Annotated in this window: 17 protein-coding genes; 14 read left to right on the top strand and 3 right to left on the bottom strand. The window is 47.8% G+C overall.

Annotated features, from left to right (window positions below):
* Positions 1-173: 173 nt before the first annotated feature.
* From CWE22_RS12090 to CWE22_RS07755, 5 genes are all read left to right on the top strand, one after another.
* The gene (locus CWE22_RS12090) at positions 174-1193 is read left to right on the top strand and encodes a hypothetical protein (protein ID WP_211618636.1); all 1020 of its coding nucleotides are present in this window, start codon (positions 174-176) and stop codon (positions 1191-1193) included.
* A gap of 178 nt (positions 1194-1371) precedes the next feature.
* Positions 1372-2283 (top strand): ABC transporter ATP-binding protein, encoded by a 912-nt coding sequence (locus CWE22_RS07770; RefSeq protein ID WP_169930754.1) that lies wholly within the window; start codon positions 1372-1374, stop codon positions 2281-2283.
* The gene (locus CWE22_RS07765) at positions 2280-3467 is read left to right on the top strand and encodes an ABC transporter permease (RefSeq protein ID WP_169930753.1); all 1188 of its coding nucleotides are present in this window, start codon (positions 2280-2282) and stop codon (positions 3465-3467) included. Before CWE22_RS07770 ends, CWE22_RS07765 begins: the two co-directional genes overlap by 4 nt.
* Before the next feature lie 86 nt (positions 3468-3553).
* Positions 3554-5668 (top strand): diguanylate cyclase, encoded by a 2115-nt coding sequence (locus tag CWE22_RS07760; RefSeq protein ID WP_169930752.1) that lies wholly within the window; start codon positions 3554-3556, stop codon positions 5666-5668.
* Between the two features lie 77 nt (positions 5669-5745).
* Positions 5746-7338, top strand: coding sequence for an ABC-F family ATPase (locus CWE22_RS07755; RefSeq protein ID WP_169930751.1), 1593 nt, complete (start codon positions 5746-5748; stop codon positions 7336-7338).
* A 12-nt stretch (positions 7339-7350) separates the two neighbouring features.
* On the opposite strand, the gene CWE22_RS07750 is transcribed toward CWE22_RS07755, so the two are convergent.
* Positions 7351-8754 (bottom strand): amidase, encoded by a 1404-nt coding sequence (locus tag CWE22_RS07750; RefSeq protein ID WP_169930750.1) that lies wholly within the window; start codon positions 8752-8754, stop codon positions 7351-7353.
* Positions 8755-8950: 196 nt separating this feature from the next.
* Between CWE22_RS07750 and CWE22_RS07745 the strand changes: the two genes are divergently transcribed.
* The 3 genes from CWE22_RS07745 to CWE22_RS07735 are packed head-to-tail and all read left to right on the top strand — an operon-like array spanning position 8951 to position 10224.
* Positions 8951-9433 (top strand): hypothetical protein, encoded by a 483-nt coding sequence (locus tag CWE22_RS07745; protein ID WP_169930749.1) that lies wholly within the window; start codon positions 8951-8953, stop codon positions 9431-9433.
* Positions 9426-9644 carry a helix-turn-helix transcriptional regulator gene (locus CWE22_RS07740; protein ID WP_169930748.1) on the top strand — a complete coding sequence of 73 codons (219 nt, stop codon included), beginning with the start codon at positions 9426-9428 and terminating at the stop codon, positions 9642-9644. The genes CWE22_RS07745 and CWE22_RS07740 overlap by 8 nt, the downstream gene beginning before the upstream one ends.
* 19 nt (positions 9645-9663) lie before the next feature.
* A complete protein-coding gene (locus CWE22_RS07735) occupies positions 9664-10224 on the top strand; it encodes a DUF4287 domain-containing protein (protein ID WP_169930747.1) in 561 nt (186 codons plus the stop codon).
* Positions 10225-10238: 14 nt separating this feature from the next.
* Here CWE22_RS07735 and CWE22_RS07730 read toward each other — a convergent pair whose 3' ends face one another.
* Entirely contained in the window at positions 10239-12053 is a 1815-nt protein-coding gene (locus CWE22_RS07730; protein ID WP_169930746.1) for an SLC13 family permease, read from the bottom strand.
* Complete coding sequence (locus CWE22_RS07725; protein ID WP_169930745.1) at positions 12050-12451, bottom strand: ectoine synthase; 402 nt, start codon at positions 12449-12451, stop codon at positions 12050-12052. The genes CWE22_RS07730 and CWE22_RS07725 overlap by 4 nt, the downstream gene beginning before the upstream one ends.
* A 192-nt stretch (positions 12452-12643) precedes the next feature.
* On the opposite strand from CWE22_RS07725, the gene CWE22_RS07720 reads away from it, so the two are divergent.
* From CWE22_RS07720 to CWE22_RS07695, 6 genes are all read left to right on the top strand, one after another.
* Complete coding sequence (locus tag CWE22_RS07720; RefSeq protein WP_169930744.1) at positions 12644-13354, top strand: DUF4097 family beta strand repeat-containing protein; 711 nt, start codon at positions 12644-12646, stop codon at positions 13352-13354.
* A gap of 154 nt (positions 13355-13508) precedes the next feature.
* Positions 13509-13907: a GFA family protein gene (locus CWE22_RS07715; RefSeq protein ID WP_338052905.1), complete on the top strand. Its 399-nt coding sequence runs from the start codon at positions 13509-13511 to the stop codon at positions 13905-13907.
* Between the two features lie 148 nt (positions 13908-14055).
* Positions 14056-14883 carry a MipA/OmpV family protein gene (locus CWE22_RS07710; protein ID WP_169930743.1) on the top strand — a complete coding sequence of 276 codons (828 nt, stop codon included), beginning with the start codon at positions 14056-14058 and terminating at the stop codon, positions 14881-14883.
* A 242-nt stretch (positions 14884-15125) separates the two neighbouring features.
* A complete protein-coding gene (locus CWE22_RS07705; protein WP_169930742.1) occupies positions 15126-17309 on the top strand; it encodes a S41 family peptidase in 2184 nt (727 codons plus the stop codon).
* Positions 17310-17378: 69 nt separating this feature from the next.
* On the top strand, positions 17379-18008 hold the full coding sequence (locus CWE22_RS07700; protein ID WP_169930741.1) for a hypothetical protein: 630 nt from the start codon (positions 17379-17381) through the stop codon (positions 18006-18008).
* Positions 18009-18039: 31 nt separating this feature from the next.
* Positions 18040-19113, top strand: coding sequence for an alpha/beta hydrolase family protein (locus CWE22_RS07695; protein WP_169930740.1), 1074 nt, complete (start codon positions 18040-18042; stop codon positions 19111-19113).
* Positions 19114-19220 lie beyond the last annotated feature (107 nt).

Genomic DNA, 19220 nt, shown 5'->3' with positions numbered 1-19220 from the left:
TAGTTGTCTAGAATCGGGCTATAACTTTGCCCACGTAGCTGAAACATTTAGTTACAACGAGTGGTAACTGGTTGAAGTGCTGAAAGTTGTTTATGGATGTGACTTGCATGGAATGCAGACACTGAGAATCAGAATAATCACTCCTTCGACAACTTATTAATCAAGGCAAGACCATGTTAAAAACAACAAAAATGCTCTCGGTCGCTCTTGCTGTTAGCGCCTGCTTATCCACTGCTCATGCAGAAACATTAGTTTATACAAGTAACTCCTCCGTCACGGCATATGATGAAATTTTACCTGCTGTTGCTTATGCTGACTGGCCAACCCAAGCCTGTAAAATTAATCCAGATGTGACGTTAGACAGCAACTGGCAAAACCCACATCCAAGTTTCGATTTTGGCTTGAATGCGCATCCATGGCAGCCTGGAGCTGGTCTCAGCGCTTCGTGGATTAATGCGTGGAGCGACTTAAATTCACGTGGACCTAGCGGTCATAACTGGACGCGCTATTCAACGGAAGTATCGGGCAATGGACAGTTCGTTTTGAACTTGCTCGCGGACAACTGCTCATGGATTTACGTTGACGGCCAATTGGTTGGTTATCAAGGTTTAACCAGTACCGCATCATCGTATCCAGTCACTCTTGATGGCGACCATACCCTCGACTTCCTCATCTTTGATGGTGGTGGTTTAGCCGGTGGTATGTTCCGTCTGGAGACCAACGTTAATGTTGTATTCGAAGATACCGACAACGATGGTCTCACGGATGCTGAAGAAGTGTTGACTGAAACCGATCCAACCAACCCAGATTCAGATGGTGATGGTTTCTTGGACGGTGAAGAAGTTGACGCTGGTACGAACCCGAACGACGATAGCGACTTCCCGAATGCTGATGCTGACGGTGACGGCGTAAATGATTCTGGTGATCAGTGTTCAGACACTGCTGCTGGTGCAAGCGTTGACCAATTCGGTTGTTCAGGTGCGCAGAATGTAGCTGCTGCATGTGATTGTGCAGGCCCTGCGGAAGATACCGCATGGAAAAACCACGGTGAGTACGTGAGCTGTGTTGCTCATGCGCAAAACGACGCTGTGAACAGCGGCTTGTTGACTGAAGCTGAAGGTTCAGCAATGGTCAGCGCAGCTGGTCAAAGTAGTTGTGGTAAGCCTGCGAAAGCAAAAGGCAAAGGTAAGTAAATAAAACCATTAGTTACTCTAGAAAGCCGAGCATATTGCTCGGCTTTTTTATGTGCTTAAGTACTCACTGAATGAAACATTTCAATACAGATTCGCTGCTGTGATTCTTGCTATGTGCGCACAAATCTAAGGTAAGGTAAGAGCTACTTTGCAAATAGCCTTTGACTAGGGAACAAGTATGCGGATTGAAGTACAGCAGGTCGTGAAGGATTATGCGACCGTAAGAGCGGTTGATGGCGTCAGTTTGACCTCGACAGGTGGAGAGATTTTGGCATTGTTGGGTCCCAATGGTGCTGGTAAATCGTCTCTAGTACGCATGATGGTAGGGCTTACTCGCCCCGATAGTGGCACTATCCAGTATTTCTACAATGACCAAGCAGCTGCGAGTCAACTGGACACAGCTGCGTTCGGTTACCTACCCGAAGACCGCGGTCTCTATCAAGATAGAACCCTCATCGACAACTTACGTTATATCGCCAATTTACGCGGGATGCCGAAACAAGAGGCTGGACAAAGTATCGAGCAGTGGCTGGCCCGATTTTTCTTAACTGATCGTGCAAAGGAGCCGATGCGTCAGCTCTCGAAGGGTAATCAACAGAAAGTACAATTGATTGCCACTTTGCTCCATTCGCCGCAATTAGTCGTGCTTGATGAACCATTCTCAGGACTAGATCCAGTCAACCAAGAGTTTGTCCTTACCGTTCTCGAGGAACTACGTCAGCGCGGTTGTACTGTCATACTTAGCGCACATCAAATGGCGTTAGTTGAGCGCATGGCGGACAAGCTCGTGCTGATGAATAAAGGCCAAGTGATAGCACAAGGCAGTCTTGCGGATGTTCGTGAGCAGTTACAGCAAAAATCTGTTCTGTTTGTCGAATTTGCAGACACTGTGGATTCCGAGCAGTTGTCTCAACTTAGCGGCGTTACAGCCTGTAAAAGCCTCAGTGCGCGTGAATTTGAAATTGTTTGTAGTGAACATAGCCAAGGAGCCGGTCTGCTTGAGCAACTCCAAAACATAGGCGCAGTGAATCAATTCAGTCGGCAACAGCAAAATCTTCATGAACTTTATCTTCAGGCGGTGCAATCATGACTCGTTGGCAACAAGTTATTCGCATTGGTGGCTTCGAGTTCCGCCGGTTTTTCAAATGGAAACAAGAGTTGTTTTCGTTGGTTCTTATGGGCGTGCTCTTCGGAGTTTCTATGGGGTGGGGCCATCTTAAAACAGCGCTTGAAGAAACCCATACTGTCGCCGTTGTTGCACCTTTCGAACTACCAACCTTACCGAATATTGAGTGGCAATTTGTCGATGACCGCGAACAAGCTCTGACAGGTATTGGCGATGAGTTCTCCGGAGTTTTGCGCATTGTTGATGATGCGACTACCGGTTATCGTTCTGATCTTGTGGTGAAAAGTAATGCAGGTTGGCAATCTCGAGTTGAAGCATCCATTCAAGGCTACTTGCAACAACGAAAGCTCGGCGATTTAGAGCTCACTGCAGAACAAATTCAGGTGTTAAATAATCCACCATCATTTGCCATTACTCTGCAAAATGAGGAAGACGAGCGGAGTTCTGCAACCAAGGCCCTTCCGACCATGATTTTAGTCAGTATTATGGTCGCTGTATTTGGCAGTTTTGGCTTAATGATGACCGCAATTACTCAAGAGAAACAACAGCGAGTTACAGAGCAATTATTGACGTTAATCACGCCAAGTCAGTGGATGGACGGAAAGATCTTAGGGGTTACTCTGCACTGCCTGAAAAGCATGGCCACCATTCTCATCTTGATTGTACTTGTAGTTTTAGTGATGAGCGTAGCCAGCGGTGATGAGATGACCTATCCAGCATTTGGCGCTGAGTTAATTATCGTCACGTTGCTTTTTGCCGTATTTGGCTTGGGTATGATTAATGCCATGATGGCTGGATTTGCGGCAACTATCGACGATCCGAATCATTCTGGACGTAGCGCCATGATGTTGTTACCGGCCCTATTTGTCGGAGCTGGTTTTGGCGTAATGGATAGTCCTCAAGGTCTGCTCGCACAAATTTTAAGTTGGTTCCCGCTGACTTCATTCGCGGTCATGCCGATTCGAGTCGCCGATGGCGGCGTTGCTTGGTGGGAATGGTTAGGAAGCTTCGGTGTCTTGCTGCTGACAGTCTATTTCATCCGCTCGGCAGCAGTACGGCTATTCAGCTTGGGCATTACGATGTACGGCAAGGAGCCCACGTGGGGTTCGATGGGCCGCGCATTGATTGGTCGCAAGCAAGTCGATTAGGAAATCCATTGCCGTGGCTTTGCACGTTCGGGCTCCATACGCTATCTTAAACAAATGTTATGGAATCAATCGCTGAATAGAATCAATTGACACATAAACGCTCGTATTCATTTTGGCAGCATATTTCTTTGCGAGCGCAAGTTCTTGCGGGCTTTGTGGTGCCGATTGTCATTGTCGCAGGACTCTCTTGGATTGTATCTGTCAACATGGAAAGTGTCCGCAAACTCTCTGATCGATCTGAATTGTTGATGCAAGAAATAGCGATTCGCAATGGTGTTCTGAAGACAATTATCAATGCGGAAACCGGTGAACGTGGTTTTGTGATAACGGGCAATGAGGAATTCCTAGAGCCCTATCGAGAAGCGCAGATCCAGTTTTTAAGATTCACTAACGAGTGGAACGATGTAGCAGATTCAACTGAGGAAGCCAGCGAATTAAAAAGAATCGAGAATCTATTTCAGCAATGGTTAGACGAAGTTGCTGAACCCGCCGTTTCTGCCCGATCAGAATTTCCACGTGATAAATACGATTACACCTTTCAAGCATTTTATCATTTGAATCGGCTTGAAGATTTTCTATTGGCGGGCGGAATGTTAGACGCTGTAGAGTACGAACATCAGCAATACCAATCTGCATTACAAAGTCTTATTGCAAAATCATCCAGTAAGGAAGTTCGTTCAACTTGGGGCACCATAATTACCTCAAGTGAGCAACTTGAACAGGACATAAACGACTTAGTGGCGACCAATCTACCGTCGAGTTTAGTAAATAATATTAGCGCCCGAGTGCGGCAATTAGAGGCAATGTGGCGGGAAATCACTTTAGATTACCGCACCGCTGAAGGCGTTAGCGTTGCACTCGTTGCATCAGGGCACGGCAAAGCGCTGGTCGATGAGATGCGCGACATTATTCAGGCATCTCTAGCCGAGAAAAACGTGTTGTACGCGCAAGTCAACGCTGAAGTTGAAGAACGCATGCGGTTGCTGGAGTGGTTATCAATGTATTTACCCGTAGTGGGAGTAGGTATAGGGTTGGCGCTCCTTTTGTTTATGCAACTAGGGGTTATCTCTAGTATTGCTAAGCTGCAGGTAACTGCGCGGCGCTTAGAAAGCGGGGATTTGTCCGCTCGAGTTACGGAAGCACGTTCAGATGAGCTTGGTATTCTAGCCAACGATTTTAATCGGATGGCCGAAAAATTAGAAATGACTCAGCGTGAGGGGGTTGTCCTAGCCGGTTTTCAAGCCATGCTGGTCTCTTCAAATAATGAAGATGAGGCTTATGTTGCGACTGCGCGGGCATTGTCAAAATTACTGCCACCCAGCGCCGGTGCGTTGTATCTAATGGCCGCATCCCGCGACTATGTCGAGCTGGCAACCAGTTGGGGTTATGACCAAGATCCAACCGAACGCTTTCACCCTGAGAGTTGCCGAGCATTGCGATTGGGTCGCACCTACCGAGCATCTAAAGACAGTGCCGAGATTTTCTGTGCGCACACGCAATCTGATGCCTTGAAGTACTCCATCTGTATTCCATTGATCACGCGCGATGAAGTGCTTGGTACGATCGTTTTAGCTGGAGTTTCCGAAGCACATGAAGAACTTGACGAGCATAGCTTTGCTCTCGCTAAAACGGTTGCAGAACGTTTGTCTTTGGCGTTAAGTAATATTCGCCTGACTGAGAAATTGCGCAGTGAATCAGTGCGCGACCCACTGACTGGGTTATATAATCGTCGCTATCTGGAAGAGACGCTCGAACGTGAGATGCAGCGTGCCTCTCGAGCTCGATTACCGTTATCGGTTATTACGGCAGACGTTGACCATTTCAAACGATTCAACGACACCTTTGGCCACGAGGCCGGTGACCGAGTGCTCGAAGAACTGGCAACTCAGATGGTTAACATTGCTCGCCCTGGTGACGTTGTCTGTCGCTTCGGCGGTGAGGAGTTTGTCATTATTCTGCCCGAAGCAAGCACTGAAGTTGCAAGTGCTCGTGCAGAAGAGTTGCGGCGCCGAATTGAAACGTTAGATCTTAGTTATGGCGGAAAATCTTTGGGCCGTGTGACGATCTCGCTAGGTATTGCCTCATTCCCCGATCATGCCACGAAAAAAGAAGAGTTATTGCGGCTTGCAGATAACGCTTTGTACGAAGCCAAAAATAAAGGTCGAAACCAAGTTTCGATTCATTCTCTAAATAAACCCTAAGTTACAACAAACTTCCTTTGTGTTTTGCCGCCGAAACACGTAGATTACGCGCCTAATTTTTGTTCGGGTGCTCTAACGTGATTTCTGCTGCAAACATCACCATGCAATTTGGTGCTAAACCTCTTTTTGAAAACATTTCTGTGAAATTTGGCAGTGGCAATCGCTACGGCTTAATTGGCGCAAACGGCTGTGGGAAATCCACATTTATGCGTATTTTAAGTGGTGAATTGGAGCCGTCTGCCGGCAATGTTTCCATAGAGCCCAACATGCGCGTCGGTAAATTACGCCAGGACCAGTTTGCATATGAACAATTTAGTGTGGTGGACACGGTGATCATGGGCCATGAGGAATTATGGCAAGTGAAGTCGGAACGTGACCGTATTTATGGCTTGACGGACATGAGCGAAGACGACGGCATGCGCGTGGCTGATCTCGAAGTCGAGTTTGCCGAAATGGATGGCTACACCGCAGAATCCCGCGCTGGCGAGTTATTGCTGGGCGTGGGTATTCCGGTCGAGGCACATTACGGCTTAATGAGTGAAATTGCGCCTGGCCTCAAGTTGCGCGTCTTGCTGGCACAGGTGTTGTTTTCAGAGCCTGACATCATGCTGCTCGATGAACCGACCAACAACTTGGATATCAATACCATTCGTTGGCTCGAAGACACTCTCAACGAAAGCCAAGCCACGATGATTATCATTTCGCACGATCGCCACTTTCTGAATAGCGTGTGTACGCATATGGCTGACATTGATTACGGCGAACTGCGCGTGTATCCGGGGAACTATGATCAATACATGTTTGCGGCTACTCAAGCGCGCGAACAGTTGCTTAATGAGAATACAAAAAAGAAAGAGAAGATTGCCGAACTGCAGCAGTTCGTGAGTCGTTTCTCGGCTAACGCATCAAAGGCTAAACAGGCCACTTCGCGTGCCCGCCAAATTGAAAAAATTCAATTAGCGGAAGTCAAAGCGTCAAGTCGGGTCAGTCCATTTATTCGCTTTGAGCAAGAAAAGAAGCTCTATCGTTTAGCTCTAGAAATGGAAAAGGTGAATAAGTCCTTTGATGACAACCAAGTACTCAAAAATATCAGCGCGATGATCGAAGTCGGTGAGAAAGTCGCCATTTTGGGTACCAATGGTATTGGTAAATCGACCTTATTGAAGTGTCTGATGGGGCAATATGTACCCAATGGTGGTGTCATTAAATGGTCGGAGAATGTGAATATTGGCTACTACGCACAGGATCATGCGGATTGGTTTAAAGACAAAATCAGCGTGTTTGACTGGATGAGCCAATGGAAGCAGCCGCATCATGACGAGCAAGCCATTCGTGGTGTGCTTGGGCGCATGTTGTTTTCACAAGACGACATCAAAAAGCCAGTCACCATTTTATCTGGTGGCGAGAAAGGTCGCATGATCTTCGGTAAGCTGATTATGCAACGGCCGAACGTGCTGATTATGGATGAGCCAACCAACCATTTGGACATGGAATCTATTGAGGCACTTAACCTTGCGCTCGAAAACTACGACGGCACTATCTTGTTTGTCAGCCATGACCGCGAGTTTGTGTCGTCCGTTGCCACTCGTATTATCGAGCTGACCGACCAAGGTATGCGCGACTTCTCCGGCACCTACGACGATTACCTAAGGCAGCAAATCCAAGCCTAACTAATCAGTAGTTCAGAGCTGCGGGGCATTGAATTGCAGTCCCGCAGCGCTGAGCAGTTTGCCGATATGCAACAACAGTCCTTCCTGATGATGTTTCGCAGCAATCGAAATACCCACCGGTAACCCATTTACATCGTTGCCTGTGGGAACTGTGAGAACCGGTTGCCCACTCAAATTGTATAGCGCGACAAAGGCGAAGCAGTAATCCATATAGGGGATCTGCTGTCCGTCCAGTGCGATGCGTTGATGCTGATGATTGTGTGGGAATGCAGGGCCCATCGACGTGGGACTCAACACTGCATCACACCCGTCAAAAACGCGCATCAATTCAGTGACCACTTCTCGGCGCTCATACAGCGCATGACTGAAGGTTTTGAAATCAAGGTTCAAACCTCGCTTTAAAGATGGAATTAAGTTCATGCTGCTGTCACGCAAAGTCCCACGAAACTTCCAATAAAATAGTTTGCGAATCAACCAAGGTAAGTTCTGCGCGATGGAATAACCGAATAATTCGGCCCAGAGTTGCATGGCTCGTGCGGCTAGTTTGGGATCGATAGTGATTGGTTTTAAGCTGGCGCCTTGAGCGGATGCTAGTTGTTTTAACTTCTCCAGTCCGCTTGAGACCGATTCACCGGCCTGCAGATTATGAAAAGTCTCAAAGTAGCCAAGGGTGTAACCACTCAACGGCTTACTGAACTTCGCTAACTTTTGCTCGGGATATAGAACACGATAGGCAAGCTCTAAATCCTCAACACTGCGTGCCAGCGGTCCCGTGCAATTCATTACACTCATTCCCAACTGATGTTCGGGTAGCGGTGGCACGTGGCCGTCATGGCTGTGACCATTCTCCGTTGGTTTCAAGCCAAATAGACCGCAAAAGCTCGATGGGTTGCGGATGGAGCCGCCGATATCACTGCCAAGCTCCAAAGCGCATAAATCAGCCGCTAGAGCTGCCGCACCACCGCCCGTGCTGCCGCCAGGTGTGCGGGTCGGGTCGAAAGGATTATTAGCCGTTGGATACAAAGGACCAAAGGTTTGCCCATCCGCGAGGAGTTGCGGCACATTGGTCTTGCCGAGAATAACTGCACCAGCATCCACTAAACGTTGCACCAATGGTGAGGTTTGTTTGCCGATATAGTTCTTCAACGGCGGGTAATTAATGGTCGTGGCTGTGCCTTCCAGCAGGTAGCACTCTTTAATCGAAATCGGCACGCCATGCAGCGGACCGCGCTTTGTTTTAACGCTATCAAGCGTTCTGGCTCGCTCTCTTGCCTGTTCCACATAAATCTGTACATAGGCATTGTAGTGAGGATTCAACCTATCAATTCGTTGCAGGTAGTGCTCAGTTATTTGTTCTGAGCTGAGCTCTCCGGCAGCAATGGCGCGGGCTATTTCAGTGGCAGTAAGATAATTCATGCGGCTTCCTTAGTTGATACATCATCGTTGCCGAAGCTGTAAGAAAAGTAAAGATTGCCTCACGAAAGCAGGATGTTAACACCTGAAAAGGTGAGAAATGAAAACGATTGATACCTTAGGGTTGCAAATTGATACCTGTAGGTTATATTATGAGACCTATAGGTATCATATCGATGCCCAAATTGAGGATAATCTTATGTCTAAATGGTCAGCTGAAGCGCAGGCGAAATCGCTTAAATATGGCGCATATGTATCGTTAATTAGTGGTGTCTACTTCGCCATTATGTTGACGGCAAAATGGCTGGAACTCGCTGGTATTAATGCTGGAGAATGGCCCAATATTCTCATGGTTCTGGTCGCCTTACTGTTTATTGGTGTGGTTGCGCGCATGAGTGTTGGTAATCACAAGTTAGTCGGCGGTTGGCGTGAAATGTTCGGCATCTACAATGACGAATTTACACGTGAAACCAGTCGTAAAGCCAATGCGCGAGCATTTGTGGGACTCATTGTGGTGCTAATTCCTGGTGTATTGATCGGTGAGAACTTAGCCGACACAGCTATTGGTAGCTACGTAACGGTGAGCACTTACAGCTTGTCACTGATTGTTGTCGGAACCTTCGTTTGGTCGCTTTCAGTATTGTGGGAAATGCGTGATCAAGGAGACGATGCGAATGGATGATCAAGTGCTAAACACCTTGCCGGCATTCCGTGCCCAACACGGTTTGTCGCAGCAAGAACTAGCCGACGCCATTGGTGTGTCACGCAAAACCATCAGTACGGTTGAAACGCGGCGCTTCACGCCATCGGTTGTTATTGCATTAAAGCTCGCGAGCTACTTTAATGTGCCGGTAGAGGAGCTTTTTTCCTTGGCTTCGGATTCAGCAAGCTGAGATATGGACGGAGGTGAACATGGCAGATCCACAACAAGCATTACAAACGCAGATGAAGAATATTGAAACTCGCACGGGCAAAACCGTAGACGAGCTCAAAGCCCTCGTCCAAAACAGTGGCCTGAGCAAGCACGGTGAAATTGTGAAGATGCTCAAGTCTGATCTAGGCATGGGTCATGGTGACGCCAATACCATTGCGCATTTAGCCAAGAATGATGGGGTCCAGTCACCGTCTGCTACGGATAATCCATTGGATACACTCTATGTTGGCGCCAAGGCAGAATTGCGGCCAATTCATGAACGCCTGCTGGCACAATTGGAGGCACTCAGTGCTTATGAAATGGCGCCAAAGCAAAAATACGTTAGTTATCGCCGGAGTAAGCAGTTTGCCATGATTGGCCCTGCAACCAACACGCGGGTCGAGCTTGGGTTGAATATAAAAGCGTTACCGGAATCACCACGGTTAGAGCCACAAGGTGCGGGTAAAATGTGCAATTATGTCGTTAAATTCACCGATCCTGCGCAAGTTGATGCTGAAGTTGCAGCTTGGCTGAAAGCCGCATACGACTCCGCAGGCTAAGCGCCTGCGGCTGACTACAGCGGCCAGACGATGAGTAGCAGTGGCATGGAGACAACGACTACGAGGATTTGCACGGGTAGCCCGAGTTTCCAGTAATCGCCGAATCGGAATCCGCCAGGGCCGAGTATCAACGTATTATTTTGATGGCCAATCGGCGTGAGGAATGCACAGGAAGCACCAATGGCAACGGCCATCAAGAACGAATCTGGGTTGACGTTCAGTACCGATGCAATGCTGATGGCTATTGGACACATCACCGCAGCAGTCGCGGCATTATTCATCAAGTCAGATAAGAACATGGTCACCAACAAAATAGCCAGTAACCCGACAATAGCGTTGCCTTGCGCAACACTATCCACTATGAATGTGGCGATAAGCGCAGCGGTGCCTGTTGATTCCATAGCTCCTGCAACCGGAATTAATGCCCCTAATAGCACAATAACTGGCCAGTCGACTGCCTCATAGACTTTGCGCAGCGACACCGTTCCCACTGCCATCGAGGCTAATACGCCCAATGTAAACGATACCGCCGCTGGCAGCCAACCCAGCGCAGCAACAGCAATTGCACCGAGCATGATTAAGCTGGCTTGCCAAACCTTGGTTTTGTTCGGAATTCGAAGTTCGCGCTGAGCTAACGGTACGCAGCCATTGTCTGCAGCGAACTCGGCAATGGCCTCCAGAGGTCCTTGCATGAGTAGCAAATCACCAGATTGGAATGTGGTCGCCCGTAGTCGTTTCATGGAACGTTTACCCTCGCGAGAAAATGCGAGCAGGTTAATGCCATAACGGGTGCGCAGCAGAATGTCTTTTGCCGACTGGCCTACTAGCTGCGAGTTCGGTTGTACGACTAACTCCAAGAGAGTAATTTCGCTTTGTTTGCTCTCTTCTTGGTCGTCCTCGCTCTTCTCGTCTTTCGATTCAGCTTGCTCGTCGTTGTTTTCAACCGACTCCTCAAGTTTGAGCCCCAGTATGGAGAGCACATCCTTGAGTGCGTCTGCTTCCGCTTCGAGCATCAATATATCGCCCGCATGAACACGGCGACCCGGGTTTGCGGCAATGATTTTTACTTCACGCTGCACAATTCCGATAATCTGTGCATCAACATCTTTTAGTTCTATTTCAATGTCATGTAATGACAAGCCGTCAGACTTACTGCCTTCTTCCACTCGAACTTCGGTGATGTATGCGCCTGATTCAAACCCCTCGACGCCGGACTGCTTTCGCGCCGGCACCAACCGCCAGCCTATGAGTGCTATGAATAAGACGCCAACAGCCGCGACTGCAAGCCCAATCGGCGTAAAGTCGAACATGCCGAAGCCACCTAAACCAGCCTCGGCTCGAAAGCCAGAAACAATGATATTCGGTGGCGTTCCCACCAGCGTTGTCATGCCGCCCAAAATGGTACCGAAGGCTAACGGCATCAGCACTTGGCCAGCTGTGAGGTCAAGTCGTCGTGATACATGTACCGCAACTGGCATCAACAAAGCCATAGCGCCCACGTTATTCATAAAGCCGGAAAGCAGGGCACCTAACCCGACCAACGCACTGATGCTTACAATTATGCCTGCATTGGCCGGCAGTGCGACTCGTGTCAAAGCATCGACAGCGCCGGAGTTTTGTAGACCTTGGCTCAGTATTAATACACAGGCCACAGTAATAACAGCGGGGTGACCGAAGCCACTAAATGCAGTTGAGCTATCTACGACGCCAACAACAACGCACGCTAACAGTGCTGCTAATGCAACCATGTCGTGGCGCCAGCGGCCAAGCAAAAACATCACTACGGTTGCTAGAAGAATGGCGAGAATAAGCCACTGATCGAACGTCATGAGTCGGTGACTGCCTCTGCTTCAAGTGGATATGCGCCGTCCGGCCCATGTGTTTCTTTGCCGTTCAGCGGCGGGTTGAATACACACGCCAATTGTAATTCTGACTTGGCCTTTAGAATGTGATCGTCATTGTTGTTTAGCATATACACAGTGCCAGGCTGGATCGGGTGTTCAATACCCGTTGCCAAATCGAGAATGGATCCCTCACCACTGATGCAATAAACGGTTTCTAGGTGGTTCTTATAATGAATAGGGGTTTCTGTATCGGCATAGATAGTGGTGATATGAAAGGAGTAGCCCATGTTGTCGTCTTTGAGTGACATTCTGACACTATTCCAGGTTTCACCGTCTACTTTGCGATCTGAGTTTCGGCAATCCTCTAAGGTTCGGACAATCATATGGTTTGCTCCTTGTATGGCCTGTTGGCGTTCATTTCATTAGTTAAAACTAACGCGCTTTCGACCGGGTGTATACAACCAAAGACGTTTATTGAACTTGAAGCAGTGTGTGAGTAAACCTTTCGCAATTTCTTTGCGTCTACTCTCAATCTGACCATAATAATTAAAGTGAACTAGCAAAAGGTAATCAGAATGAAAATAGCAGCATTAGCAGTAGTCGCCGGAACCATGTTGACCGGCTGCGTGGTCTATGCAGATGTTTCAGACGATGGCGGCTTATGGGGCGATAGTGACTTGCAGCATGAAACGCGTAGCTTGTCGTTAGATACAGCGGGTATTGACGAGCTCAAAGCAGACACCGGTGCAGGTAGCTTAGAAATTATCGGTGAATCGGGACGGACAAGCATTGATGTGGTTGCAGAAGTCTACTACCGTGATGCCGACGATATTCGCCTATCACTCGAACAATCAGGTGATGACGCCGTGTTAATCGCTGACTTTGACAACCACTCGTTTCGCGGTGAGAGTCCGTATATTAATCTAGTTGTCCGTGTACCCGCCGAGCTTGAAGTGAAAGTAAATGATGGTTCTGGTTCAATTGTGATGCGCGATATTAGCGGTGATATCGATATTGAAGACGGTTCTGGCAGTATCCATGTCGAGAACGCTGGCAACGTCGAAATCGATGACGGCTCAGGTTCGATTACTGTGCGCAATCTTAGTGGGAACTTGAACGTTGATGATGGTTCCGGTTCTATGGATATTGAAAACGTGATCGGCAAGGTTACTATTGACGACGGTTCGGGCGGCATCGTTGTCCGTAACGTTGGAGAACTCAATATTATCGATGCGGGCTCGGGCAGTGTGCGTACCGAAGGTGTGCGTAGCTCCTCGCAAATGTGACCTTTAGGCTCGAAGTCTACACCTCGAAGTCTTCAAGCAATGCTGAAAGCCGCGCTAACTCCGCGGCTTTATCTTTGCTTCGCTCTGCAAATAATAAGTGCTTACAGCGTGAGCACTGTATCTTAATCTAACGCAAAAGGGAGATAGATTAATCATGAGTCATTTCGGGGCGTGTTTGTGCGGTACCGTAACTTTTGAAGTGAATGGCAATTTCGACAGTTTTTATCTGTGTCATTGCAAGCACTGTCAAAAAGATACTGGTTCGAGCTATGCAGCAAATTTATTCTCCCAAGCTGCAAAAATACATTGGAAGTCGGGGCATGATCATGTGACGTCGTTCATGCTGCCTGACTCTCGTCATAACAAAAGCTTTTGCAATTTGTGCGGCTCTGCTGTGCCGAGCACTCAGATTCCGGGTTTACTGGTTGTGCCTGCAGGTTGCCTGGACTCTGAAGTAGATGTGTTGCCGACTGCGCAAATTTTCACGTCGAGTCGAGCAATTTGGGAAGCCGCGATAGATAAATTACCCAAGTTCGATTTATTGCCTGATTGAGTTGGCGGGCAATATTCGGCTGGATACTGGTAGTTGCTTTCAAACAGGCAGTGCGAGCTGGTATTTGATCCAATCTCAAAAATCCCACGTTGTGCTAATCTAATTTAGGAAGTGCTCAATTACTGAGACTGAATCGTGTGGGGTCTATATGAAAAAGTTCACTGGCTTATTGTTGGCATTGTGCGTAAATGGGTTTGCTGTTCAAACAGCGCTTGCGCAAGACGAAGGAACAGCGCTGGTCCCCTTACCTTCGCTCGACGACTTCACAAAGGGTAAGGACGGCTGGGCTTTTGCTCTAGGTGGTGGGATTGAGTATGAGTCTGCCTATGAAGGGTCGGATGAATTCGGTTTCGAAGTCGATCCTGCTGGCGCGATTCAATGGCGCAAAGGCGACAACATTTTTTACTTTGCTGGTGAGGCACTCGGTTGGCGTGGACGTCGTGATGATGTCTGGTTATTCGAAGCTACCTTGGGTTTCGATGAGGGCCGTGAAGAAGCAGATTCTGATGACGGTCGTTTAGATGGTCTCGGTGACTCAGAAGAAGGTACTGAATTTGTGCTGCAAGCACGCCGAGCGTTCAATTCCGATTGGCGCTATTGGCTTGATGGCCGAGTCGTCACCGGAGATAACGGGTCGCTTGGTATTTTCGGCGTCGGTCGTCGCTTCGGCGAGCAAATGGATGGCACTGGATCCGAATTAGCTCTCGTTGCGGTTTTCCACGACAGCGACCGGGCCAATCAAGACTTCGGTATCACCGCAGCGCAGTCAGCGGCTTCAGGATTGAACCAGACCAACATGAGCAGCGGCCTTCGCTCGTTTGGACTCCACTACAATTACCGCCAGTATTTGAACGAGAATTGGCTACTCTTCGTGGAAGGTCTCTACGAGCGCTACAGCAGCGACGTCTCAGACAGCCCAATTACCCGCAACGATTATGAAGCGGAGCTCGGCATCGGCGTTATCTACATTTTCTAATTTAGGTTCGAAGAAGGTGAGCATTAATACATCTCAAAGGATCCGCTTGCGGGTCCTTTTTGTTTGCCTGAAATTTTTCGTGATTTATTCAGAGTGTGATTAACAAGCCACTGAAGATGATGGTATGCCAAGCATTAGACCATTGCTTGAATTTGTTATAAATGTTACAAATTTAGTGAATCATAACATGGTATTTACATGCGATCCGCGTAACCTACTCGACAAGCTTGAGAAATTTAAGAATGAAAAGTTGCCTCCTATTGCTGTTCTTCACTGTAACCACCTGTGCTTATGCACAAGATGGTCTCAGTGATTTCAAAGTTGATGACCACGGCAAACTGACAGAGTGGACGGTTTCACCAGATGGTGCGGTTTCTTTAGATCCTCAAATGCTCTATGACGGGCGACCAAGCGTCAAATTTGACCGGCGAGACATTACCGTCAATACCGCAAGCTCAATTCTACGCAGGATTCCGATAAATTTTGACGCTCAAGTGGTTGAGTTACGAGCAGCGCTTCGAGCAAAAAATTCAGGTCCATACGCTGGGGCGAATATCGTTCTCAGACAAGACATGAATAAGAAGCCCATAGAATTTATCAACAGCCAGCCATTTGTCACCAGCACGCGTGACACCGACTGGCAGCAAGTTCGGATTTCGCACAAGCTCAATCCGCGCGTTGACTCTCTGGTGATCGGTTCCGTATTGCTAGGCCCTGGCGAAGCGTGGGTGAATGATATTCAGCTATGGGTTGACGGTGAACTGCTGACTACACTGACCGAGATCAGTGATCCTCAAGTCACGAGTGTTGCGAACAATCGAAACGAAATTCCAAGCATTGATATTGATTGGTCCGCCATCACTGAGCATACGGCTAAAGACCTCAGCGCCTTTATTCAGGTGTGGGGCTTTTTGAAGTACTTTCATCCAGACATCGCAATAGGTTCTTACGATTGGGATCGCGAGTTTGTGAAAGCAACGCAAACTCTGGTGATGGGCAGCGAGCTTAACGATGTCTTGATGACCTTGCTCGAGAAAGTCGGCGTGCTCGGCAAACAGACCGATATCGAACGAACTGAGCAAGGTAAAGTGATTGCGACGACGAACTCGCGTTGGTACCTAGATGACAAGGTCTTTAGTCCAGAGGTGATTGCCGCGCTGACCACAATCCAATCACAGAGACATTCTTTCAAAGAGAGTAAATATGCTGTTTCCGATGATCTAGCAATGGCTTCATTTACCGAAGAGGATTATTTTCAAATAGGCCATTTAGAGCAAGAAACTCGGCTACTCGCATTAGCACGCTTATGGAATATTATCGAATACTGGTTTCCGTGGGATGAATTACCAACATCCTGGTACACCGAGCTTCCGGACTTGACTAAACAAGTCATTCAGAGCACTGACCGCTCAGAGTTCTTTTATGTTCTGCAGCGTGTTCTGGGACAGATCAACGACGGGCATGCCCGATTAACTGACTCAGTATTTCGCCAAGGGGCCTGCCGGCTTCCTTTTACGGTTCGTTATATAGAACATCAAGTGGTGATTAACCGGCTGTACAAGGATTTATCCGAACAAGATGTAAAAGTAGGGGACAAAATTGTAGCGCTGGACGGCGAAAGTTTTGACGACTTATTCGAGCGCTGGTTACCGCTATACTCCGCGAGTAATGAACCCGCACGATACTATGGCCTTGGCAACGAGTTACTTTACCGCAGCTGCGAAGAGGCAACGGTAGTCACAATAGATCGACATACAAATCAGCGCGAAGTGAGCATCTCCGAGTACGAAACGATTGCTAGCCCAGACCATAGTCTACCGGGTGATGTCGTCCAGACTTTAGACGATGACGTGACCTACCTTAAAGTCGCAGGTGTTGACTTTGCTGCTGTCGATGAAGCCCTCGAAAGCGCGCAGCAATCGGGAAAACTCATTATTGACGTGCGCGGGTACCCCAGCGAATTTATCCTCTATTACTTGGGGGGCCGACTCACTCAAGAGCCTTTGCCATTTGCGCAGTTAGCGCGAGTTCATCCGCAGTTCCCTGGAAGCGTTACTCTTATCGACTATCTACCGACATTAGAGCCATACGATCCTGTCTTGTTAAACGGTATCGCCATACTTGTGGATGAAACCACACTCAGTCAGTCTGAATTCAGTGTACTGGCGTGGCGTGAGTTACCCAATGCTCAGGTCATTGGAAGCACCACAGCAGGCGCAGTTGGAAACGTGAGCAGAGTCCCATTGCCGAATGGTATGCAAGCTTACTTCACTGGATTAAGAGTGCTCGATAAAGAGGGCCGCGACGTTCAATACACAGGAATTGTTCCAGACATTTATATCAAACCCACAATCGCTGATTTGCAAAATGGACGTGACGTAGTGATTGATAAAGCAATCGAATGGTTGGGTTCAGTAACGAAGTGAAACGCAAGAAACGCCGGATAAATTGAATTACTGTTGCAGTCTGTAACTTAAGGAACGGGATTATATATTATGAATAAAATCATTTTGTTGCTGTTAGCAATTAGCTTCGTCATTGGACTTATTGTGTTTCGCCCGTTTCAACAAGCTTCCACAGACGCAAAACCAATACAGGTTGCCGACGAGTTAGAAATTAGCAGCTCACAATTAGCAGAGTTAGATGAGCGATCATCTCAACCACAATTGGAAGATGAACATATATCAGATCCAGTCGATCGCGGGAACAATCAATCGAACAAGAACGAGGATTCGCCTCGTTTAAGTTCATTAATTGATGACTTATCGGCTGAAGGCGGCCTATCGGATGCGTCAGCCCAAACGGCGTTTAAACTAGAGGATTTTGACGCTCTCGTGTATCAACTTGAAAGTGATCTACCATTTGAACAAACATTGATAGGAGCAGTGAATGAGGTTGCGGGAACCACTAATGGTATGGTTCCGCGGAGCGTCGGTTGTAATGATGAAATATGTGCTGTCGTCGTTGATTATCTTGACCCAGATTCTATTGAACAATTCGCGCAAACGCTCATGGCAGACATCCAGCATCCGGTAAGTTTAGTAACGCAACCCGTTACGGTTCAGGGCATTACTGAGCTACGTTTACTACTCAGTTACAAGAGTGCAAAAATTGTAGCTGATTAGTAGGGTGTAAGTGCCCTGGTGAGCTATAAAGATGGCGTTTCTGTTCGTTACTAGCAAAAGTGGTCGCTTTAATATCGGAGTCTTAACAGTGCTTAACAAACGGTACTTAATAACATTAACTATTTTTAGTTTGTGTTCAGTTACTGCGGCGACAGCAGAGATTGAACCGAGTCAGTTGTTGTCCACAGATACGTGCTTTCGCTCTCCGTTTGGCTCCTATTCAGAGTGGTTGTCAATGATTTCGGCTAACACATCACGGCGCGTCACCGATGAAGCGAAGATTCAAGAATCCCTTAGCAATTTCAAGAGCCTATTCCCTGAGGAAGAATTTGAACATTATCAACAAACGCTCGAATGCCAAACTTTCAGATATCGGTCTGGTGATGCGTTGGTAAATGGGTATGTCATTCACCCGAAAAATTCAGATAGGAAGTTGCCTGTCATTATCTACAACCGTGGTGGGAATGGTAACTACGGTAGTGTGAACATGGCTCGTATGGTGGGTGACTTATTTCCGCTGGCGGCAGAAAATTATATCGTAGTCGGCACGCAATATAGGGGTACTTTTGAAAGGAACCCTGAGCACCAAGACGAGTTTGGTGGAGCTGATGTCAGAGACGTCACCCGCTTGTTCGAGCTTTTGCCTGAAATACCCCTCGCCGCTATAGATCGGATAGGCATGGTAGGTACAAGCCGTGGAGCCATGCAATCGTATCTGGCTCTCAGAAACGATATACCAGTCAAAGCACTAGCGACAATTGCCGGTAACGTTGATCTGTTGAAAGATTTGGAAACGAGACCTGCCATGGAAAAAGTCTATGCCAATCGAATTCCCAATTATGAAAAGAACAAAAAGAATGAGCTGAGAAACCGGTCCGCTATTCATTGGATTTCTGAAATTAGCCCGGAAGTTCCTATTTTATTAATTCATGGAGAAAACGATGAGCGAGTGAATGCAGCCAACTCAATTGCTATGGCTGAAGAGCTCGAGCGGTTAGAGAGGGAGTACAAGTTGGTTATTTACCCCCAAGACGGTCATGATTTGCGTGCTAACAAAGAAGCAGCCTTCAAAGAACTGGTGGAGTGGTTCGATACGCACCTGTAATCGTCTAAGTTAGCCATAGCTCGTTCTTCACGAATCCGTGATCGCAAACTTCTGTGGTGAACTCGTTAGAGATCCGGTCAACCCGCACAAAGTTATTTACAAGCGGA

It is taken from the genome of Pseudidiomarina aestuarii, assembly GCF_003987355.1.
Classification (GTDB): Bacteria; Pseudomonadota; Gammaproteobacteria; order Enterobacterales; family Alteromonadaceae; genus Pseudidiomarina; species Pseudidiomarina aestuarii.
This window is presented reverse-complemented; position numbering and strand designations above follow the sequence as displayed.

Bases quoted from the DNA above. Each gene is read 5' to 3' on its own strand.
- CWE22_RS12090 (WP_211618636.1), top strand. From the start codon at position 174: ATGTTAAAAACAACAAAAATGCTCTCGGTCGCTCTTGCTGTTAGCGCC.
- CWE22_RS07770 (WP_169930754.1), top strand. From the start codon at position 1,372: ATGCGGATTGAAGTACAGCAGGTCGTGAAGGATTATGCGACCGTAAGA.
- CWE22_RS07765 (WP_169930753.1), top strand. From the start codon at position 2,280: ATGACTCGTTGGCAACAAGTTATTCGCATTGGTGGCTTCGAGTTCCGC.
- CWE22_RS07750 (WP_169930750.1), bottom strand. From the start codon at position 8,754: ATGAATTATCTTACTGCCACTGAAATAGCCCGCGCCATTGCTGCCGGA.
- CWE22_RS07745 (WP_169930749.1), top strand. From the start codon at position 8,951: ATGTCTAAATGGTCAGCTGAAGCGCAGGCGAAATCGCTTAAATATGGC.
- CWE22_RS07740 (WP_169930748.1), top strand. From the start codon at position 9,426: ATGGATGATCAAGTGCTAAACACCTTGCCGGCATTCCGTGCCCAACAC.
- CWE22_RS07735 (WP_169930747.1), top strand. From the start codon at position 9,664: ATGGCAGATCCACAACAAGCATTACAAACGCAGATGAAGAATATTGAA.
- CWE22_RS07730 (WP_169930746.1), bottom strand. From the start codon at position 12,053: ATGACGTTCGATCAGTGGCTTATTCTCGCCATTCTTCTAGCAACCGTA.
- CWE22_RS07725 (WP_169930745.1), bottom strand. From the start codon at position 12,451: ATGATTGTCCGAACCTTAGAGGATTGCCGAAACTCAGATCGCAAAGTA.
- CWE22_RS07720 (WP_169930744.1), top strand. From the start codon at position 12,644: ATGAAAATAGCAGCATTAGCAGTAGTCGCCGGAACCATGTTGACCGGC.
- CWE22_RS07715 (WP_338052905.1), top strand. From the start codon at position 13,509: ATGAGTCATTTCGGGGCGTGTTTGTGCGGTACCGTAACTTTTGAAGTG.
- CWE22_RS07710 (WP_169930743.1), top strand. From the start codon at position 14,056: ATGAAAAAGTTCACTGGCTTATTGTTGGCATTGTGCGTAAATGGGTTT.
- CWE22_RS07705 (WP_169930742.1), top strand. From the start codon at position 15,126: ATGAAAAGTTGCCTCCTATTGCTGTTCTTCACTGTAACCACCTGTGCT.
- CWE22_RS07700 (WP_169930741.1), top strand. From the start codon at position 17,379: ATGAATAAAATCATTTTGTTGCTGTTAGCAATTAGCTTCGTCATTGGA.
- CWE22_RS07695 (WP_169930740.1), top strand. From the start codon at position 18,040: ATGGCGTTTCTGTTCGTTACTAGCAAAAGTGGTCGCTTTAATATCGGA.